16 protein-coding genes are annotated in these 18,616 nt (G+C 72.4%); 11 read left to right on the top strand and 5 right to left on the bottom strand.

Going from position 1 to position 18,616, the window contains the following annotated elements:
• Window positions 1-172 precede the first annotated feature (172 nt).
• Window positions 173-826, top strand: coding sequence for a carbonic anhydrase (locus QC385_RS01050; protein ID WP_279539315.1), 654 nt, complete (start codon window positions 173-175; stop codon window positions 824-826).
• An 84-nt stretch (window positions 827-910) separates the two neighbouring features.
• Entirely contained in the window at window positions 911-1,963 is a 1,053-nt protein-coding gene (locus QC385_RS01045; protein WP_443032820.1) for a LacI family DNA-binding transcriptional regulator, read from the top strand.
• A 219-nt stretch (window positions 1,964-2,182) separates the two neighbouring features.
• Here the strand turns inward: QC385_RS01045 and QC385_RS01040 are convergent, their stop codons facing one another.
• Window positions 2,183-6,157 carry a glycosyl hydrolase gene (locus QC385_RS01040; RefSeq protein ID WP_279539314.1) on the bottom strand — a complete coding sequence of 1,325 codons (3,975 nt, stop codon included), beginning with the start codon at window positions 6,155-6,157 and terminating at the stop codon, window positions 2,183-2,185.
• Between the two features lie 208 nt (window positions 6,158-6,365).
• Here QC385_RS01040 and QC385_RS01035 point away from each other — a divergent pair, with 208 nt between their 5' ends.
• The 3 genes from QC385_RS01035 to QC385_RS01025 all read left to right on the top strand — a co-directional run bounded on the left by QC385_RS01035 (window position 6,366) and on the right by QC385_RS01025 (window position 10,654).
• The gene (locus tag QC385_RS01035) at window positions 6,366-7,625 is read left to right on the top strand and encodes an MFS transporter (protein WP_279539313.1); all 1,260 of its coding nucleotides are present in this window, start codon (window positions 6,366-6,368) and stop codon (window positions 7,623-7,625) included.
• 30 nt (window positions 7,626-7,655) lie between these two features.
• A complete protein-coding gene (locus QC385_RS01030) occupies window positions 7,656-9,119 on the top strand; it encodes an L-fucose/L-arabinose isomerase family protein (protein WP_279539312.1) in 1,464 nt (487 codons plus the stop codon).
• A 260-nt stretch (window positions 9,120-9,379) separates the two neighbouring features.
• Window positions 9,380-10,654 (top strand): cation:proton antiporter, encoded by a 1,275-nt coding sequence (locus tag QC385_RS01025; protein WP_279539311.1) that lies wholly within the window; start codon window positions 9,380-9,382, stop codon window positions 10,652-10,654.
• A 287-nt stretch (window positions 10,655-10,941) separates the two neighbouring features.
• On the opposite strand, the gene QC385_RS01020 is transcribed toward QC385_RS01025, so the two are convergent.
• A complete protein-coding gene (locus QC385_RS01020) occupies window positions 10,942-11,076 on the bottom strand; it encodes a hypothetical protein (RefSeq protein WP_279539769.1) in 135 nt (44 codons plus the stop codon).
• 325 nt (window positions 11,077-11,401) lie between these two features.
• Between QC385_RS01020 and QC385_RS01015 the strand changes: the two genes are divergently transcribed.
• Entirely contained in the window at window positions 11,402-11,689 is a 288-nt protein-coding gene (locus QC385_RS01015; RefSeq protein WP_279539310.1) for a DUF3040 domain-containing protein, read from the top strand.
• Between the two features lie 19 nt (window positions 11,690-11,708).
• On the opposite strand, the gene QC385_RS01010 is transcribed toward QC385_RS01015, so the two are convergent.
• Window positions 11,709-12,209 carry a hypothetical protein gene (locus QC385_RS01010; protein WP_279539309.1) on the bottom strand — a complete coding sequence of 167 codons (501 nt, stop codon included), beginning with the start codon at window positions 12,207-12,209 and terminating at the stop codon, window positions 11,709-11,711.
• A 262-nt stretch (window positions 12,210-12,471) separates the two neighbouring features.
• On the opposite strand from QC385_RS01010, the gene QC385_RS01005 reads away from it, so the two are divergent.
• The 3 genes from QC385_RS01005 (at window position 12,472) to htpG (ending at window position 16,123) form a co-directional block, all read left to right on the top strand.
• Window positions 12,472-13,263, top strand: a complete 792-nt coding sequence (locus tag QC385_RS01005; protein ID WP_279539308.1) for a hypothetical protein — start codon at window positions 12,472-12,474, stop codon at window positions 13,261-13,263.
• A 128-nt stretch (window positions 13,264-13,391) separates the two neighbouring features.
• A complete protein-coding gene (locus tag QC385_RS01000) occupies window positions 13,392-14,138 on the top strand; it encodes a class F sortase (protein WP_279539307.1) in 747 nt (248 codons plus the stop codon).
• An 86-nt stretch (window positions 14,139-14,224) separates the two neighbouring features.
• Window positions 14,225-16,123: a molecular chaperone HtpG gene (gene htpG, locus QC385_RS00995; RefSeq protein WP_279539306.1), complete on the top strand. Its 1,899-nt coding sequence runs from the start codon at window positions 14,225-14,227 to the stop codon at window positions 16,121-16,123.
• A gap of 12 nt (window positions 16,124-16,135) precedes the next feature.
• Here htpG and QC385_RS00990 read toward each other — a convergent pair whose 3' ends face one another.
• Window positions 16,136-16,387, bottom strand: a complete 252-nt coding sequence (locus tag QC385_RS00990) for a twin-arginine translocase TatA/TatE family subunit (RefSeq protein ID WP_279539305.1) — start codon at window positions 16,385-16,387, stop codon at window positions 16,136-16,138.
• Window positions 16,375-17,028 (bottom strand): hypothetical protein, encoded by a 654-nt coding sequence (locus tag QC385_RS00985; RefSeq protein ID WP_279539304.1) that lies wholly within the window; start codon window positions 17,026-17,028, stop codon window positions 16,375-16,377. The genes QC385_RS00990 and QC385_RS00985 overlap by 13 nt, the downstream gene beginning before the upstream one ends.
• 142 nt (window positions 17,029-17,170) lie before the next feature.
• Here QC385_RS00985 and QC385_RS00980 point away from each other — a divergent pair, with 142 nt between their 5' ends.
• Both QC385_RS00980 and QC385_RS00975 read left to right on the top strand, forming a co-directional pair.
• A complete protein-coding gene (locus QC385_RS00980; protein ID WP_279539303.1) occupies window positions 17,171-17,557 on the top strand; it encodes a BlaI/MecI/CopY family transcriptional regulator in 387 nt (128 codons plus the stop codon).
• 6 nt (window positions 17,558-17,563) lie between these two features.
• On the top strand, window positions 17,564-18,598 hold the full coding sequence (locus QC385_RS00975) for a M56 family metallopeptidase (protein ID WP_279539302.1): 1,035 nt from the start codon (window positions 17,564-17,566) through the stop codon (window positions 18,596-18,598).
• The last annotated feature ends 18 nt before the right edge of the window (window positions 18,599-18,616 follow it).

Genomic DNA, 18,616 nt, shown 5'->3' with positions numbered 1-18,616 from the left:
TGGATCACCGCTCCCGCCAGGGAGAACGGGGACCGAAAGGGACGGCTACATGGGTACCGCCAGGACACCACAACGCAGGGCCATACTCACCGGGGGGCTGGCTGCCACCGCAGCCATGCTCACCGCCTGTTCGTCGAACTCGGACAGCACGAACGGGGGGAAGACGTCGGCCGTGGGAGCGGCGAAGACCCCCTCGCCCTCACCCGCGGCGGGCGCGCGACCGGACTCGCCCTGGGCGGCGTTCGCCCGGCTGATGGACGGCAACAAGCGCTGGGTGGACGGAGAGCTCCAGCACCCCGACCGTGACCCGAAGCGCCGCGAGTTCGTCGCCGAGGCACAGGACCCCTACGGCGTCATCCTCTCCTGCATCGACTCCCGCGTTCCGCCGGAGCTCGTCTTCGACACGGGCCTCGGCGACCTGTTCGTGATGCGTACCGGCGGGCAGGTCGTGGGACCGGTGGTCGTCGGTTCCGTGGAGTACGGGCCGATGACGTCCGGCACCCCGCTGATCGTGGTCCTCGGACACCAGCGTTGCGGTGCGATCAAGGCGGCCTACGAGGCGATGCGCGACGGCAAGAAGCTGCCCGGCAACCTCCAGGCGATCTCCGACGCCCTGCGGCCGGCTTACCGGGAGACCGCCAGGGGGAAGCACGCCGACCCGGTCGACGCCATGGTGCGGATCCACACCAAGCAGACCGCCGCCGAGCTGCGGACCAACCGGGACCTCGCCCCGCTCGTGAAGAAGGGCGACCTGGCCGTCGTCAGCGCCTACTACTCGCTCGACACCGGTCGCGTGGAAGTCCTCACGGGCGCGCCCGCCGCCTGATCCGGAGAGACGACGTCGACCGGGCGGGAAAAACGTTCCACGCCCGGTCACGTTATACTTGCGGCGCCCGTGAAGGACACCGTCGTGCCTGGTCGCACGGCTTGCGAGAGCGAGGGGGTGAACGCCGTTCCGGCACGCCCCGCCCGCATCCAGGACGTCGCGGCAGCCGCCGGCGTCTCGGTGTCCACCGTGTCGAACGTGCTCAACCGGCCCGAGCGCGTCAACGCACAGACCGCGGAGCGCGTCCGCGTCGCGGTCGCCGCGCTCGACTACGTTCCCCACCCGGGAGCCGCCGGCCTGCGCACCGGCCGCGCCTCGGCCATCGGCCTGGTGCTGCCCGACGTGACCAACTCCTTCTACGCGCGCATCGCACGGGGCGCCGCGGACGCGGCCTACGACCACGGCTACTCCCTCGTCCTCTGCCACAGCGGGGACGCCCCGGAGCGGGAGCAGGGCTACTTCAGCATGCTCGTGGAGCAGCGGGCCGTCGGCGTCGTCGTCGTGCCGCTCAGCGCCGACCCGGGCCGGCTCGCCCGGCTGCGCGAGCGGGGCATCCCGCTCGTCCTGGCCGACCGCGCGATGCCCGACCGGGAGGGCTGCTCGGCCTCCGTCGACGACATCGCCGGCGGCCGTATCGCCGTGCAGCACCTCCTCGACCGCGGTGCGCGCGACATCCTCGTCGTCAACGGCGAGCGCGGCATACGCCAGTGCGCCGACCGCTACCAGGGCGCCCGGCAGGCCGTGCGCAGCCGGCGCGAGGCACGGCTGGACCAGGTCGTCGCCGAGCGGATGACCGTCGCGTACGGCACGCGGATCGCGCACGACCTCGGGGAACTGCCCGACGGGGTGTTCTGCACCAACGACTTCCTCGCGGCGGGCCTGTGCCGGGGCCTGACCGACCGGGGCGTGCGCATCCCCGAGGACGTTCAGGTCGTCGGCTACGGCGACCTCGACGTCGCGACCTTCGGCGCCACCACCCTCACGACGGTGCGGCAGCCGGTCGAGGAACTGGGCCGGGCGGCCGTGGAGATGCTCCTCGACGAGATCGAGGCCCGCGCGGACCACGTCCACGAGACCCGCGTCTTCGCCCCCGGCCTCGTTCTGCGCGACTCCACCCGACCGCCCTCCGACGACTAGGGTCTGTCGTTTGGATCAGGCCGCAGGAAATCGACGGTGCTGTTCAGTGCCGGTGAGCGGGGTCTGGTGTGTGCAGCTGCAAGGCGGAGGAGGGCGTCGACGCGATGGGGGCACCGCCCGCGCGAGCGAAGGCGAGCGTGGGGGAGTCGGCAACCGACGACAACGCGGCAGATGTGCGCGCCAGACCCCGCGTCTGCGGCGTGATCCAAACGACAGACCCTAGACCCCGCCACCCCGGCGGTCGGACGGGATCCGCAGCGTCACCGGCCCCCACAGCCCCGACGCCAGCTGGGAGTCGAACGCCCAGGCCGTCGGCGTGGCCTCCGCGAGATACGGCGCCAGCGTGCCCCGGACGGTCACCTCCAGCCGTACGGTCCGCCCGGCGGCACCACGCAACGGGAAACGGTACGGCGCGCAGAACGCCTCACCGGCCGGCTCCCCGTCGACCGACACTTCCACACTGCCGCGCACCCGCCCGAGATCCAGCACGGGAGCGGGCCCCGACGGCACCTCCAGGGCCCGCGCGTACGTCACGCCTCCGCTCCAACTGCCCAGCCCCAGCTCCCGCCAGTCCCCCAGGGGCAGCGGTGCCGGTACGGCACGCACACGCACCGGCCCCCGCCAGGCGGAACCGGCCCGCAGGACCGCCGTGGGTTCCGTGACCACCTCGACCGGTGCGGACTCGGAGAGAGGCTGACGGATATTCAGCTGTGCGCCTGGAAGGGGCAGTTCCGGCCCGGACCCGACGCGCACGCTCGCGCGAAGCGCCAAGGGCAGGTCGAGCGACACCGTTCCCGCCGGCACGGTGAACCGGAAGCGCTGTGGTGTCGCTTGGACATCGTCGGTCGACCGTGACGTCCATACGGTGCCGCCGAGCACCGGCCGGCCCGTGAGCCACCCGGAGTCCGGCAGCGGGTGCGGCCGTACCGCGGCGTGGCAGTGCTGCAACTCGCCCCGCCTGCGCTCGTCCTCGACGGTCCGCCCGCGCCGGCCGCCCGACTCGGCCTCCCAGCCGGCGCCGCTGACCAGGGCCGTCACCCCGGCCCCGGAACGCACCACCAGGTCGACGAACACCGCGTCCCGGGCGTCGGCGCTGTCGGCCACGACCTCCAGGGTGTGCCCGCCCGCCCCGAGCGCCGGTTCGTGGCGGAAGAACATGGGCACGGCGCCCCAGTCCGCCTCGTAGTACTCCACCTTCTCCTGCCGCGCCACGGCCTCCCCGTCGAGCAGCACGGTGACCGCCGAGGCGGCACCCACGACGAGCACGGCCCGCGCGTCGTCGCCCGGGACGTGGATGCGCGCACGGTAGGTGACGCGACCGTCCGGCCGCACCTCCTCCGGTGGGCGCATGAACCGCGGACGCGGCCCGAGCCCGCCCGGCTCCGACAGACAGAAGAAACTGCCCAGGGGAGTGCCGTCGGCGGCCGAGATCGTCGAGGGGCGGCTCTGGGCGCCGGACAGTTCGTACTCGAGCACGTTGCGGTCCCGGGTCACCGTGACCCGGGCGGAGGCCAGGTAACCGCCGCCGTCCGGCTCCAGCGGCTCGCCGTTCCACCACACGCGCTTGCCGCACTCCGCGCCGACGTGCAGTTCGGCGGGCCCCCGCTGCTCGGTCTCCACGATCGCCCGGACCCGGGCGGCCGTTGTGCCGCCCGGGACGGGGACGCGTACGAACTCCTCGTTCACCAGCCCCTTGAGGCCCAGCAGCCCGCCCGGGTCCGGGATGCCCCGGCTCGACGAGTACACGGCGACGTCCCAGCCCGCGTCGGGTGGCACCAGGGGCAGTTCACCGGCCAGAACCCGCTCCACGGACGCGGCGTCCAGCGGCTCGGGCACCTGACCGAGCGGCACCGGCGGCAGGACGCGGACCCGGTTGCCGTACGTGACCCGGGTCCGCTCCCAAGCCCCGCCCTCGGTCCACTCCATGGCCCAGATCTGCGGCTCGTCCACCGGCGAACCCGGGGGCAGTGCCAGATCGCCCCAGGTGTTGTCCATGGTGGGGACCAAGCGGCCGTGCCAGCCGGTCGAGACGTCGATCACCCGGGCGGGCGCCTCCTGTTGAGGAGGTCTGGGCGTCGGCCGGCCCTCGCGCCACACGACCAGGGCCGCTGGGGCGCCGTCCAGCGGTACGTCGATGGTCGAGACGGCGCCGTCGGGGGAGACGGTGACGTGCGCGGGGGTGCGGGAGCCGGTCGCCGGGTTCCAGACCTCGGCCTCGGCGACCGAGGCCCGCACGGTGACGGACGAGGCGCCGACGGCACCATCCGAGGGAGAGGACCGGGTCCGCAGCGGATGCGCGCCGATCTCGGGGAAGGCCGCCGTGACCAGTGCCACCGCCTCGTTGCCCGTCCGCCTGACGAGCAGCGGCACCTCGCCCGTGGCGTGACCGGCCGCGTCGGCCACGGCCGCCGCGCCGGACTCCGGGTCGCGCACCCGCTCCAGCCGGGGATGCGCCAGCAGGGCCGCCACCACCGAGTCGTCGCCGGACCGGCCGGCGGCCGTGGCCGGCGGACGGCCCACGACGACGACGCGGCCGCCCACGCCGAGCAGTTCGGTCAGCCGCCGCGCCGTCTCCTCCTCCAGCACGCTCGCCGACGGCAGCAGCACCGCGCGGTACGCCAGGTCCCTGATCCGCAGGGCGCCGTCGGCGGCCTTGGCGCGCTGCACCGAGTCGTCGTCGACCACGTCGAAGGAGATGCCGCGCCGGTCCAGGGCGCCGGGGTGCGGGGCGAGCCAGTTGTTCGTGCCGCACAGATCCAGGTAGTGGCGCTGTGTCTGGTCGGCGTCGGCGTGCCCGTCGCCCAGCCGGCCGTCGCCGAAGTGCCGGACGGGCGCGTCCAGCGGGACGAGGGCCTGCATCGTGGCGGTCGGGTACAGGACCGCCACGTCGGCGGCGTAGCCGCCCCAGGACATGATCGAGCAGATCCGGGCCACGGCCCGGGAGAACGCCGGGTACTGCTTCCAGTACGGCTGGCGCCAGTCGGTGGACGGCGGTGCCCACTCGAACCAGCCGCCCGCTGTGCCGAAGTAACTGGCATGCGGGTTGTACAGGTTGGCGCCGCTGCGCAGGAACGGCAGCAGCCAGTGGTAGGTGTCCTCCAGCGTGCCGCCCCAGCCGGAGGAGTGGAACGCCTCGATCCACACCCGCTCGTGGCCGTAGAGGTGGGCCATGGAGGAGTGCACCTTGGCGTCGCCGTGGTGATCGCTGCCTGCGGCGCCGTACCAGCGGTGGGTGCGGAAGTAGTCGGTGTAGATCTGCGTCGACTGGGCCGGATATCCGGCACGGGCGGGGTGGCTCTGGTCGCTGCCCAGCAGCATCCCGCGCTCACGGTGCCATGCCGCCAGCGGCCGGAAGAGGGCCTCTTCGGTGAGTTCCGCTCGGACCGCGTAGTAGTCGGCGCGGATCTTCGTCTGCGGCACGGTGGCGTCCGTGCCGAACAGGGCCGGCAGGTGGTCGAGCAGGTCGTAGCCGCGCCGGGCGCGGAACTCGTCGGCGAAGCGGTGGCTCCAGGCGTTCGTGCCCGGCAGTTCGTCCTGGAAGCTGCCCGCGATGACGGTGCCCAGGTGCTCGGGCACACGGCGGTCGTACTCGTGGTGCACGGCGTCCATCAACAGGCCGATGGCGTGCGGGTCCAGGTAGTCGAACGCCGTGGGTACGGTGGTGACGAGCCGTACGCCGGTTCCGTCGGCGGCGGCGACGGTCAGGGTGTCCGGGCCGTCCGCGGAGAGGTCGAGGCGCCGCCCCTGCGCGGTGTACGCGGCCAGCGGGGTCTCGGCATCCGGCAGGGCGACCGTGCCCCGGGAGACGGTGACGTCCCGGCAGCGCAACGCACAGCCCCTGGCCTCGGGATGACGGTGTGTCACACCGCCCTGGACATTGGCGCCGGAGAACCCGACCTGGTCGTAGAACCACAGGCGGGTGCCCAACTCCGCCGCGATCTCGCAGGCGTCGGTGAAGCGTGCCCACCACTCCTCGCCGAACCACGCCGGATCGTCGGCCCGGGCGCCGAACGTCGGGCCGGCCGGGGCCAGGTTGATCACGACGAGGTTGTGGACACCGCCCTCGGCGAACGCCCGCATCTGCCAGGCGAGTCGCTCGCGAGTGACCTTCGCACCCGACCACCACCACAGGGGGGCGGGACCGAAATCACGGGGTGGGTCGTCAAAGAGCTGCCGGAGCACCGGGGAGATCACGGACGCGGTCCTTCCCCTAAAACGTTTTTAGGCCGCCCTTCACGGTAGGCGACCTGGATCGGCCACGCCAGACACGAGCACGCCACCGGGAAGCCGACGTCATGTCACCCATGTCTGCACGACACCTTGTTGCAACGTTTTTCTCGCCCTATATTCGCTGCGACCAGGCCCCCGGAACCGCGATGTCACCAGACGACGGAGTCGCATCATGGCCGGTACCCGCCCCATCCCCAAACAGCTCTGGAAGGCCGCCACCCTGTCGGGCATGGCCTCCTATCTCGACGCCGGGCTGATCGTCAGCATCTCCGTCAACCTGGCCATCTACCGCGACAGTTACGACATGGGCGTGTGGATGGCCGGTGCGATCAGCGCGATCGTCACCGGCTGCATCGCCGTCGGATCCCTCGTCGGCGGCCGGCTCGCGGACCTCTTCGGCCGCCGCCGCGTCTACAACTGGGACATCTTCTGCTTCGCGTTCGGGGCGATCGTCATCACGCTGGCACCCGACGACATCACGCTGCTGACCGGCGTCCTCATCGCGGGACTCGCGGCCGGCGCCGACCTGCCGACGTCCCTGGCCGTGGTCTCGGACGCCGCACCCTCCTGGGCCCGGGGACGGCTCGTCGCCTTCACCCAGGTCATGTGGATGCTGGGCATCGCCGTCGCCATCTTCCTCGGTTTCGTCCTGTCCACCACGGGCATGACCGGGGCCCGGATCATCACCGGACAACTGGCCGTCGCCGCGCTCGTCACCTGGGCCCTGCGCTCCCGCCTGAAACTCTCCGACGAACAGGACACGGAGGAGAAGACGGCGGCCGCCCCGCCCGGCAGCGCCCTGAAGAACATCTGGACGCGCGCCGCCCTGCTGCCGATGACCGCGACGTTCGTCTTCTACGTCACCTGGGGCCTCGGCGCCAACACCTTCGGCCAGTTCGGCACCTACCTGCTCGTCACCGTCAGCGACGCCTCCCAGAGCTTGGCCACCGGAATCAACCTGGCCTTCATCCCGATCGGGGTGCTGCTGACCTTCGCCTTCGTCCGGGTCGCCGACACCCCCTGGCGCGACCGGCTGTTCCACGTGGCCGCGGTGGTGCAGATCCTCGCGTTCGTCATCGCGTCCCTGACCGCGGGCGCGCTCGTCGGCATGCTCGTGTTCTTCGTGCTCTACCAGTTCTCCAACCCCTTCGCCGGCGAGGCGAACTACAAGGTGTGGTCGCAGCTCACGCTGCCCGCGGACACCCGCGGCACCACCCAGGGCTTCACCTACGCCCTGTCACGGGGGGTCTTCGCGGTCGCCGCGTTCTTCACCCCCGCCCTGGCCGACTACAGTCCGGCCGTCCTGCTCTGGACGATCACCGGCTGCATGACGGCGGCCGCGTTCGCGGGCGTGTTCATCATCCGCGTCCTGGTCCCCCGTGCCACCGGCGCGGCGCAGGACAGGGCGGACCTGCGAGTCCCCAGCACCTGAGCCGCAGCACACCGACAAGGAGCACCGACCATGGCAACGACCGCGGACCGCACCGCCGGACGGGCCGCCGCCCTGCACGACCTGCTCCCGCCGGTCACCCGGCGCCGCACCCGGATCGGACTGGTCGCCGGCGGACTCGGCACGTACTGGCCGCAGTTCCCCGGTCTCCTCCCGCAGCTGAAGGAGTCGGCCGCCTACGTCGCCGAGCGCTTCCGGGGGATGGACGCGGAGGTGACCGACGCCGGGTTCGTCTCCGACGCCCGGGAAGGCGCGCGCGCCGCCGAGCAGTTGCGCAAGGCCGACTGCGACCTCATCGTGCTGTTCCTGACGACCTACCTCACCTCGTCGATGGTGCTGCCGATCGCGCAGCGCACGCACACGCCGGTCCTGGTCATCGACCTCCAGCCGACCGAGAAGATGGACCACGCCTCCTTCGACACCGGCGCCTGGCTGGCCTACTGCGGGCAGTGCCCCGTCCCTGAGGTCGGCAACGTCTTCCGGCGCGCCGGCATCCCCTTCCGGTCGGTGTCGGGCTGGCTGCGGCAGGAGTCGGCCTGGCGGCGCATCGAACAGTGGATCCGGGCCGCGCACATCCGCGCCGCGCTCCGGCACGCCCGGCACGGCCTCATGGGGCACGTGTACCCCGGCATGCTCGACGTGCAGACCGATCCGACGCTGCTGTCCACGACGTTCGGCTCGCACGTGGAGGTGCTGGAGTTCGACGACCTGCGGCACCGGGTGGAGCGTGTGACCGAGCAGGAGACCAGGGAGCGCATGGCGCTCGCCCGGCAGGTCTTCACCCTCGACGACAGCGTGGTGGAGGAGGACTTCGCCTGGGGCGCGACCGTGTCGGTCGCCCTGGACCGGCTCGTGGCGGACTTCCGGCTCGACAGCCTCGCCTACTACCACCGGGGCCTCGACGGGGAGCTGCACGAGCGGCTCGGCGCCGGCATGATCCTGGGCGCCTCCCTGCTCACGGCCCGGGGCGTGCCGGCGGCCGGGGAGTACGAACTGCGCACCAGCGTCGCCCAGCTCGCCTCCCAGAGCGTCGGCGCCGGGGGCTCCTTCACCGAGATCCAGGCCCTCAACTTCGAGGACGGCGTCGTGGAGATGGGCCACGACGGTCCCGCCCACCTCGCGGTCAGCGCCCGCGACCCGCTGCTGCGCGGGCTCGGCGTCTACCACGGCAAACGCGGCTGGGGCGTGAGCGTCGAGTTCGACGTCCAGCACGGGCCCGTCACCCTGCTCGGCCTCGGCCAGGACGCCGACGGCAGCCTGTCCTTCGTCACCTCCGAAGGCACCGTCGTACCAGGACCCCTGCTGGAGATCGGCAACACCACCAGCCGCGTCGACTTCGGCCGCGATCCCGGCGAATGGGTGGACGCCTGGAGCGCGACGGGTGTCGGCCACCACTGGTCCCTCGCCGTCGGCCACCACGCGGCCGACTTCAGGGCGGCGGCGAGCCTGCTGGGCATCGACCACCGGAACGTGTGACGACGAGATCGGGGCCGCCCCGCCCGGAGATGGGTGTCGCCCCCGCCCGGAGATGGGTGCGGGCACCGATGGTGACGGGCCCGGAGCCCGTGTGAGGCTGGCGGCGTTGCCCGAGCTCGCGCCGGTTGTCATGGCCGCGGCCTCGGGCGGCGCTGAGACGCGCACGACGCGTCCGCCCCAGCCCCACGAAGGAGGAGCCCTTATCCATCCCCGCACGGTGAAACGATCCGCCCCCCGCGTGCCCGCGAAGGCGGTGATCCGTGGGACACGCTGACAGCCTTCTCGCCATGGGCGGAGCCTTCCTGGCCGCCGCCCTCCTCGCCCGCCTCGGCGGCAGGATCGGACTCCCGACCATCCCGCTCTTCATGCTCGCGGGCATCCTGCTCGGCCCGCACACACCGGGCCTGGTCATAGTCGAGGACGCACACGACTTCGAGATGCTCTCCGCACTCGGACTGGTGCTGCTGCTGTTCTACCTGGGCCTCGAGTTCCACCTCGACGACCTCAAGAGCGGCGGCCGGCGCCTGCTGACGGCGGGCGGCATCTATCTGCTGCTCAACGTCGGCGCAGGACTGCTCTTCGGGTTCACTCTGGGCTGGGGCGTCCGGGAGGCGCTGGTGCTCGCCGGTGTCCTGGGGATCTCCTCGTCCGCCATCGTCACCAAGATCCTCATCGACCAGGGCCGCATCGGCCGCCCGGAGACACGCCTCATCCTGGGCGTCATCGTCGTCGAGGACATCTTCCTGGCCCTCTACCTCGCCGCCCTCCAGCCGGTCATCAGCGGCGCCCAGGGCATCGGCGACACGGTCCTCCAGAGCGCCAAGGCCTTCGGATTCCTGCTGGTACTGGCAGCGGCCGCCCGCTACGGCACGAAACCGGCCGGGCGCCTGATCGCCACCCGCGACAACGAACTGCTCGTCATCAGCTTTCTCGGCGCGGCCGTCCTCGTGGCGGGAGTCGCCGAGGTGCTCGGAGTCGCCGACGCCATCGGTGCGTTCATGGTCGGCCTGATCCTGGCCGGCACGCCCTCCGGCCCGCGCATCCGGGAACTCGTACACCCGCTGCGCGACGCCTTCGCGGCGATCTTCTTCTTCGCCTTCGGGCTCTCCATCGACCCCGGCGACATCGTCTCCGTCGTCGGACCGGTCACCGCGGCGGCGGCACTGACCGTCGTCATGAACGTCGCCGCGGGACTCCTCGTCGCCCGCGTGTACCGCTACGGCACCGAGCCCGCCGCCGAGATCGCCACCACCCTCGTGGCCCGCGGGGAGTTCGCGCTGATCCTGGCCGCCATGGCCGCCGGCGCCGGGCTCGACGCCCGCCTCGCCCCGTTCATCGCCGGGTACGTCCTCGTCCTCGCGATCCTCGGCCCCATCGCCGCCGGCCGGGCCCACCTGCTCGCCCGCGCGCTCCGCGCCGCCCAGGACCTCCGACCTGGCCGCACGGCCCGGTCGTACGACACGGAGCCCGGCCCCCGGGACGACAGCACACCCGCGTCCGCCTCTGCCGCAACGCCCGCCGAGGCCGAGCGCTGACCCACTCCCGGCTCAGGGCTCGCGGGTCAGCGCCAGATGGTCCTTCGTGCCGGACTTCTGGAGCAGGTCGGCCCGGTGGCGCTTCACCGGCTTGGGGCTGATGTCGGCAACTCGCACGTCGCCCCGGCCGCAGCAGGGCGTCGGCAGTGATGAGCACGAGGGCGTTCAGCAGGCCTCGTTCTCGCCGAGGCCGCGGGCCGGCGCCGCGGCATGACCCGGCTGATGGCTTCGGCCGCCGTCACCCGCCACGAGCGTGGCGGCACCCAGAGCGGCGCGTGCCGCGGCGGTCAGCGGCGCACCTGGATGCGGCCGACGGCACGGAGCCGGCCCGCGGCCGCTCCCGGGACGGCGGCGCCCCGGTCGTGCACGCCGAGGAGGCGGCCCAGGCGAAGACGCCGGAAGATCCGCCGGAACAAGGGCACCGCGTACCGCCTCCTCGGCACCGTCATGATCCGGCGTGCGTGCCGTCCGCTCGCGTCGCCATCCGTGCCACACCCCATCCTCGGCCGAACATCCGCCTTACGGCAGGGCGTTCGTAGGGGGCGGCCACCGGGAAGGATGAGGATTGGGCCCGATGGCGGACACCGCTGGAGGAGGGAGAAGCTGAAGCCCTGGTGAGACCGGCCGCGCCGCGCGTCGGCGGGCTGTCTCCCTCCGTATCGCCACGCGGCCCGACACCCCAGGACTTGCCATGGCCTCGGCCGTGCCCTGCCTCGAAGCGCTGTCGGGTTCCGGGAAGGAGAAGCCGTGCCCCAGTCCGAAGACCAACGTCTCGTCGACCTCGAAGCACGACTCGAGCGGGAGGACCCCAGGTTCACCCGGGCCATGAGATCAGGCCGCCCGGCCCGGCCCCGGGAGTACCGCCGTACCGGAGCCTGGTGGGCGCTGGCCCTCGGCGTGGCCGTCCTGGGATCCGGCATCGCCCTGGCACAAGGGCTGCTCATCGCGGCCGGGCTGGTCCTCGTCGGCATGGCGGCCCAGCTGGTCGACCCGGACCCCAGCCGCCTGGGGCGTCAGCGGCAGAGGCGATGGTGACCTGCGCGGCGGCCCGGACCTACGCCCCGGCCCACTTGCGCAGCAGCGCCTCGCGTTCCTCGTGCGGCAAAGTGCCCTCGGCCGCGTGGTCACGTCCCCAGGCGAGGAGGTCGCCGATGTCGGTGCCGCCGTCGGCGAGCCGCTGGAGGAGGGTGACGGAGAGCTCGTACTCGGAGGGCAGGTAGATCCCTCCGGTGACGGCCGCGTGCACATCGGCCTGGACGGTCTCCTCGGCCGTCGTCACCTCCACGGAGAAGGCGGGCGGCAGCTGGCCGTCACCCGTGACCACGACGAGCGCGGCGTCGAAGGCCATGGACGCCAGCCTCCGCACCCCGGACCGCACGGGCACGTCGCGCGTGTCGATCCTGACCACCTCGTCCCACGTCCAGAACCTGCCCCGGCCGGCCCCCAGCACCTCGACGCCGTCCTCGGAGAGCCGCACCCCGGAGGCCGCCCCCTCGGGCTCGGCCCCCACGTACACCGAGTCCTCGCCGATCCAGAACAGGCCGACCATGGCCATGAACGCCTCCCGAAGCTGGTGCGGGGGAGAGCGGACCTCGCCCCCGCGTCGCTGTAGGAGACGGGCGGGACGGGCAGGAGGTTGCGGTCTTTCCGGCCCGGTCCGGCCTGGGCGGATGCCGCCGTAAGGGTGTGGGCCGTAACCCGTGTGAACGCCCTGGATGGTGGGACGGCCCGGCATGACTGACGGTGGTTCACGTCGAGGCCGGGTCTCGTGAGCTGGCGAGGCGTCAGCGCCCGGCCCGCGATGGAAGGACTCACCGATGCGCTCTGCCCGCATGCTGCTCGCGACGGCCACGGCCACGGCCGCCCTCGCGATCACCGCACCCACCGCCTACGCGGTGGCGATGGGTGACCGGGACCACGACACCACTTCCTACAGCAAGGAGCACGACAAGGACCGCAAACACCACAAGCCGCGCGGCGGAGTACACACGGGTGGCGGAGCGCTGGCCGCGGTGACCGCGGACCACGACTGGGACGGCGACAAGCACGACCAGGACGGCCACAAGGACGGCGAGCACGGCAAGCACGAGGACCACGGCAAGCACGAGGACCACGGCAAGCACGAGGACCACGGCAAGCACGAGGACCACGGCAAGCACGAGGACCACGGCAAGCACGAGGACCACGGCAAGCACGAGGACCACGGCAAGCACGAGAAGGACTCCTGGCACGGCGACAAGCACCACAAGCCGCGCGGCGGAGTACACACGGGCGGCGGAGCGCTGACCGCGGTGAACGCCGACGACTGGGACAACCCCAAGCACGAGCCTGACGGCGAGCGCGGCGACGACCCCTGGGGCGACAAGCACGACGAGGACGCCTGGGGCGACAAGCACGGCAAGCACGAGGAGCACGGCAAGCACGACGACCACGAGAAGGGCTCCTGGCACGGCGACAAGCACCACAAGCCGCGCGGCGGGATGCACACCGGTGGCGGCGGCCTGGCCTCCGCGCCGGGCGTGACGGCCGGCGGTCTCGCGGTGCTGGCGGTGGCCGGCACCGGCCTGTACGCCCTGCGGCGCCAGAAGGCCTCACAGGGCGCGGCATGACCGAGGCCTGACCGATAGCCGCCGCGGCCGCCGCACGTGCTCCTCGCGTCGCGGCGGCCCGGCTCGTCCTCCCGAATGCCGCGTCCCTGTGTCCGTTCCGCTGCCGTGCCCGAATGAGGTGGTCTCCGATGGCAGCCAGCCCCAGCCCCAGCCCCCCGTCCCCGGCCGAACCCGCCCCCGCGCCGTCCAAGCGGCGATTCCGCACCGCCGTGTCGGTCTTCTGGGGTCTCGCCGTCCTGGTCCTGACCGTGAGCCTGGTCGCCGGCCGTGGCGAGTCGTCGTCCGACGCCGGCGGTCCGCCGCACGCCCCACCGGCCGTCCCGACGGCCGCGCCCGTCACCTCCGCCGCGCCGGCCGTGCCCGACGCGCGGCCCTCCTCCGCGGCGCCGCACCGGACCGCCGCGTCCGGGACCGGCCCGCGGCTGCCGCGGTCCCGGCCGGTCCGCCTGTACATCCCCAAGATCTCGGTGAACGCGCCCTTCACCGACCTCGCCATCGGCCGTTCGGGCCAGCTCGAACCGCCTCCGGCCGACGACGTCAACCTCGTCGGCTGGTACGCGAAGGGCGCCTCGCCCGGCGAGGCCGGTACGGCGATCATCGCCGGGCATGTGGACACCGCCACGTCCCCGGCCGTGTTCGCGGGGCTCAGCGCGCTGAGGAAGGGCGACCGGTTCCACGTGGCGCGAGCCGACGGCAGCAGGGCGACCTTCGTCGTCGACGGCGCGGAGTCCTTCAAGAAGGACGACTTCCCCAGCGAGCGCGTGTACGGCGACACCCCCGACGCCCAGGTCCGGCTCATCACCTGCGCGGGTGCCTACGACCGTCAGGCCCGCGACTACAGCGAGAACCTGGTGGTCTTCGCCCACCTCGTCTGACTTCCGTGCCCCCGGCCTGACTAGGTGTTTTAAAGTGACTGCACCAGCTTCAGGCGACTGTGGGACCTGTGAGGTATTCGCGAACCATGACGACCGAAACGTTTGAGTTCCAGGTAGAGGCACGTCAGCTGCTCCAGCTGATGATCCACTCGGTCTACTCGAACAAGGATGTCTTCCTGCGGGAGCTCGTCTCCAACGCCTCCGACGCGCTGGACAAGCTGCGTCTGGAGAAGCTGCGGGACGACTCGCTCGACGCCGACGTGTCCGACCTGCACATCGAGATCGACGTCGACAAGGAGGCCCGGACCCTCACGGTGCGGGACAACGGCATCGGGATGTCGTACGACGAGGTCGGACAGCTCATCGGCACCATCGCCAACTCCGGTACGGCCACCTTCCTGAAGGAGCTGCGGGAGGCCCAGGACGCGGCCAATGCCGAGGGGCTCATCGGCCAGTTCGGTGTCGGCTTCTACTCCGGCTTCATGGTGGCGGACGAGGTGACACTGGTGACCCGGCGCGCCGGCGAGGGCCAGGGGACCCGCTGGACGTCCCGCGGCGAGTCCACGTACACGCTGGACAAGGTCGACGACGCGCCGCAGGGCACCTCCGTCACGCTCCACCTCAAGCCCGCCGACCCGGAGAACCAGCTCCACGACTACACGTCGCCGTGGACGATCAAGCAGATCGTCAAGCGGTACTCGGACTTCATCACCTGGCCGATCCGGATGGTCCCGGAGAAGGCCGACGGCGAGGACGCGCCCGAGCCCGAGACGCTGAACTCGATGAAGGCCCTGTGGGCGCGGTCGCGCGACGAGGTGTCCGACGACGAGTACCACGAGCTGTACAAGCACATCAGCCACGACTGGCGCGAGCCGCTGGAGACGATCCGGCTCCAGGCCGAGGGCACCTTCGAGTACCAGGCCCTGCTCTTCGTCCCCTCGCACGCCCCGCACGACCTGTTCACGCGGGACTTCAAGCGCGGCGTCCAGCTGTATGTGAAGCGCGTCTTCATCATGGACGACTGCGAGGCGCTGCTGCCGCCCTACCTCCGCTTCGTCAAGGGCGTCGTCGACGCCCAGGACCTCTCGCTCAACGTCTCCCGCGAGATCCTCCAGCAGGACCGGCACATCCGGATGATGCAGCGCCGGCTGACCAAGAAGGTCCTGTCCACGATCAAGGAGGTCAAGACCAAGGACGCCGACCGCTACGCCACGTTCTGGCGCGAGTTCGGCACCGCCCTGAAGGAGGGCCTGGTCACCGACTCCGAGAACCGGGACGCCATCCTCGCCGTCGCGTCGTTCGCCACCACGCACGCCGAGGACGAGCCGACCACGCTCGCGCAGTACGTGGAGCGGATGAAGGACGGCCAGGACGACATCTATTACATCACCGGCGAGTCCCGGCAGAGCATCGAGAACTCCCCGCACATGGAGGCGTTCCGGGACAAGGGCATCGAGGTCCTGCTGCTCACCGACGCGGTCGACGAGGTGTGGGTCGACGCCGTCGGCGAGTACGAGGGCAAGAAGCTGCGCTCCGTCGCCAAGGGCGAGATCGACCTCGACGGCGAGAAGGACGAGAAGGCCGAGGGGGAGCGGGAGAAGCAGGCCGAGGACTACGCGGGACTGCTCGGCTGGATGCGGGAGCAGCTGGACGAGGACCTCAAGGAGGTGCGTCTGTCGGCGCGGCTCACCGTCTCCCCGGCCTGCGTCGTCTCGGACGCGCACGACCTGACCCCGGCCCTGGAGAACATGTACCGGGCGATGGGCCAGGAGGTGCCGCGCACCAAGCGGATCCTCGAACTCAACCCCGGCCACCCGCTGGTGAAGAACCTGAACGAGGCGTACAAGGAGCGCGAGGACCGCTCGGGTCTCGTCGAGTCCGCCGAGCTGCTCCACACGCTGGCGGTGCTCGCCGAGGGCGGCCAGCCCAAGGACCCCGCACGCTTCGTCAAGCTCGTGGCCGACCGCCTGGAGCGCACGCTGTAGGCAGGGAGCGGATCAGCGGGGGTCCGGGGCGTCCGCCGCCCGCGCGCCGGGCGGGGGCGTGCCCGTGCCCGGCGGGACGATCTCGCCCTGGAGCACCCGCGGGGCGGCTCCCGCCCCGGCCTCCTCGTCCTTCGCGGCTCGTGCCTCTGCCTTGAGGATGCGGGCCGACTTGCCGGCCGACCGGGCCAGTTCGGGCAGCTTCCTGGCTCCGATCACGGCTATGACGACGATGAGGAGGATCGCGAGCTCGCTCAGTCCGAACATGATGTCCTGTCCTTTCCCGCCCGGGCCGGGCACGGCGCGAGCGTATCGGGCGGGGAGCTCGGTGTGATCCCCGCCTCGGCATGTGCGACCGCCGGATGCCGGAGCAGATGGGGCAGGATGCCGCGGTCGAGCAGGGCCTGCCGCCAGGCGAGCCGGGCGTGCTCCACGCGGTCGGCCCGCCCGCCCAGGGCCGAGCGCAGCAGCGCGGCCAGGCCGACGAGACCGGTCACGGCCGCCACGAGCGCCAGCGTCCAGCCGGCCGCGACGAGCGACCCGGGCAACGGCCCCGGTGCGTCGGCGACTTGGAGCAGGCTGCCGAGCAGGAGCAGAGCCCCGGCGGACGTCGCCGCCACGAGCGGCGTGAGCACCGCGAGGGCGGGCAGCAGGGTGCCGGTGGCGAGCGGGCGCCGCGCGTCCTGCCGGGCGGCGGTCCGTGCGGCGAGGTAGGCGCGGTAGGGCTCGCCGGCCGCCGCCGTGATGTCGTCGGCGTGGGCGAGCGCGTGGGCGCGCAGCTGCGCGGCCGTCCTGCCGGTCGGGTCGGCGCGCACGGCGCGGTGGATGTCGGCGCTGCTCAGCGCCAGATCCAGTACCGCTTCGAAGTCCGCGCGGTCCTCGGGGTGAAGGCGGGGCGGATCGGCCACAGGGTCTCCTTGCCGGTTGCTGTGTCGGACGTCGGTACCGAGCACAGTGAAATCTACAGCACTGTAGAAGTAGCCGGGGTCGGCCCCGCGGATCTATACGATGTCCGCAGGGCAAGGCAGGGCGGCGAAGGGAGACAGGGCGGTGACGGAACCCCGGCAGCGTCCCCGGCGGGGGCAGGGCGAGCTGGAGGCGCTGGTGCTGTCGGCACTGCGCGAGGCGGACGGCCCGGTGACGGCCGGCTGGGTGCAGGAACGCCTCGGCGGTGACCTCGCGTACACGACGGTCATCACGATCCTGACCCGGCTGCTGGGCAAGGGCGCGGTCACCCGGGAGCGGGTGGGCCGGTCCTTCGCGTGGACGCCCGCCGCGGACGAGGCGGGCCTGGCCGCCCGGAAGATGCGCAAGGTGCTCGACGCCGAGAGCGACCGCGGGGCCGTGCTGGCCAGCTTCCTCACCGGCCTCGGCCCGGACGACGAGCGGCTGCTGCGTGACCTGCTGGATCAAGCCCACGGCGAAGGGGAAGACTGAAGCCTCATGGGGGTCTTCGTCTTTCTGCCACTGGTTCTCCCGCTCACGGCATGGCCGGTCGCGCGTCTGGCCGAACAGCATCTGCATCCACGCACCGCGACCCGGTTGCTGACGGCGATGGCCGCGGTGCTGGCGTTGTGCAGCACGGTGTGCCTGGGCCTGGTCATGGTGGTCGGCACCGCCCAACTGCCCGGCAACCCGCTGCCCGACGGCTGGTCGGACCCCGAGGTGCGGGCGGCGGTCCCGTTCGACGAGGTCGTCGGCAAGGCCGCGATTCCCGCGCTGTGCGCGGTGGTCGTCGCCTGCGCCCGCACGCTGTGGCGGCACGCCCGGGTACGCCGCCAGGCCCACCGCGCGCTGGCCGGGCTGCCGGACACGGAGGTGGCCGTGCTGCCGGACGGCGTTCCTTATGCGTATGCGCTGCCCGGTGGTGGGAGCCGAGGCATTGATGCCCCCCGGGGCGGTGCTCGGCGTGGCGGTCGCCCGGGTGATGGTGCGCCGCACGGCCGTGCCGGGCGCCGTGTCCGTGGTCGGCGCGGGGGGCGTGTCGTGGTGACCACGGCGCTGCTGGACCGGCTCCGGCCGGCCGAGCGCCGGGCCCTGTTCGCCCACGAGCGGGCGCACCTCGCCGCCCGGCACGACCGTTTCCTGCTCACCGTGCAGCTCGCGGCCCGGGCCAACCCGTTCCTGCGGCCGCTGCGCACCGCCGTGGCGTACACGGCCGAGCGGTGGGCGGACGAGGAGGCGGCCCGGGCGGTCGGCAGCCGCCGCACGGTGGCGCGTGCCATCGGCACGGCCGCCCTGATCTCGCGGGGCACCCCGGCGCCCACGCTCGCGGGACTGGCCGCTCCGGGCCCGGTGCCGCGCCGGGTGGCGGCCCTGCTGGGCCCGCCACCCGCCGTACGCGACTGGCCCCCGGTCTTCACCTCGGTCGGGCTGGCGGCGTGGGGCGCGGCGGCCGGAACGGCCGTGTCGGCGATGTCGTCCGCGAACTCCGCCGTCACGATGGTGCTCATCCTGCACGCCGCGACGCCCCTTTGAGGGGTGGGGTGCCGCGTG

The organism is Streptomyces sp. DH10 (assembly GCF_029813805.1).
Taxonomy (GTDB): Bacteria; Actinomycetota; Actinomycetes; order Streptomycetales; family Streptomycetaceae; genus Streptomyces; species Streptomyces coeruleofuscus.
The sequence above is the reverse complement of the archived record's forward strand: the minus strand, read 5'-3'. Positions and strand labels throughout refer to the sequence as shown.